This window comes from Acinetobacter sp. VT 511 (genome assembly GCF_001077515.1).
GTDB classification, from domain to species: Bacteria; Pseudomonadota; Gammaproteobacteria; order Pseudomonadales; family Moraxellaceae; genus Acinetobacter; species Acinetobacter schindleri.
Genome location: NZ_LFRE01000085.1, coordinates 1 through 1166 on the forward strand (window position 1 = coordinate 1; position 1166 = coordinate 1166).

1 protein-coding gene and 2 pseudogenes are annotated in these 1166 nt (G+C 47.9%); 1 reads left to right on the forward strand and 2 read right to left on the reverse strand.

Features of this window, described 5'->3' with window-relative positions; all coding sequences use genetic code 11:
• The first annotated feature begins 28 nt into the window (after window positions 1-28).
• The gene (locus ACS72_RS17595; RefSeq protein ID WP_283936049.1) at window positions 29-505 is read left to right on the forward strand and encodes an alkaline phosphatase; all 477 of its coding nucleotides are present in this window, start codon (window positions 29-31) and stop codon (window positions 503-505) included.
• Here ACS72_RS17595 and ACS72_RS18750 read toward each other — a convergent pair.
• Window positions 493-783, reverse strand: a pseudogene (locus ACS72_RS18750) (aldehyde dehydrogenase family protein); the annotation flags it as partial. The gene ACS72_RS17595 and the pseudogene ACS72_RS18750 overlap by 13 nt on opposite strands.
• Before the next feature lie 3 nt (window positions 784-786).
• Window positions 787-1166 (reverse strand): annotated as a pseudogene (locus ACS72_RS18755) (DNA polymerase III subunit alpha); the annotation flags it as partial.

Here is a 1166-nt window from a genome sequence, read left to right on the forward strand (position 1 = left end):
GGAGTTCCAGAAGGCCGGATTCAGCTATGTGACGGATCGTTCCTCTCTCCTTGCGGATAAGAATCAACAAGTTCTTGGACTGTTTGCGGACGGAGGGCTGGACAAGTTGATTGATCGTACTGCTGCAACTCCATCATTAGCTGAGATGACCAATACAGCGATTGATCGCCTCAGTTCGAACGACAAAGGATTCTTTCTAATGGTCGAAGGCAGCCAGATCGACTGGGCAGGACATGATAATGATATCGTTGGCGCGATGAGTGAAATGGATGATTTCGCAGCAGCATTTCAGGCAGCTATTGATTTTGCCAAAAAAGACGGTGAAACACTTGTCGTAGCTACTGCCGACCACTCCACGGGCGGACTTACGCTTGGAAAAGACGGAGAATACAACTTCTTCGTAGACCCAATCAAAGCTGCATCCCAGGACTCCGCATCAATCAGGGTAGGTTCAATAAAACGATCTTCCTCATCCGAAGCTCCTCCATATATCACTTTGGCCTGATCCCGCTCAATCAAAGTCGTCAGACGTTTAAAATGTCCCTTGTTCACGATTCGCCCATAGTCCTTGTTGTGCTGAATCTCCGAACCAAAGAAGGACACGATCGCTGCTTTCATCTCCGTAATTAACGGTTCCTTCACGCGCTCATGCACAAGTAAATAATCGGGTGCGATACAGGTCTGTCCTGTATTAAGCAGTTTGCCCCATATAATGCGCTGCGCAGCTACTTTGATATCCGCTTGTTCATCAACGATGACCGGACTTTTGCCTCCCAGTTCCAACGTAACCGCTCCTAGGCCATAGACAATGGTTTTATCATCAGTAGCATGGAACTGATAGATAGCCATATTAACTGACGGTGGTAACCCTTCCAGATTGTTCGTGCGGCGGTCATCAATCAGGAATTCCTCGTTATCGGTATTCTGCATTTCCGAAGACATCGCCGCTGCCAGGAACTCAGCCGGATAATGGGCTTTCAGCCACGCCGTCGGGTAAGCAACAAGAGCATAAGCTGCCGCATGCGATTTGTTAAAACCATAGCCGGCGAACTGTTCCATATAGTCAAAGATATGGTTGGCTGTGGCCTCATCAATATCTTTTTTCGCAGCGCCTTCAATGAAGATTTTACGCTGCTTGACCATGTCCTCAGGCTTTTTCTTACCCA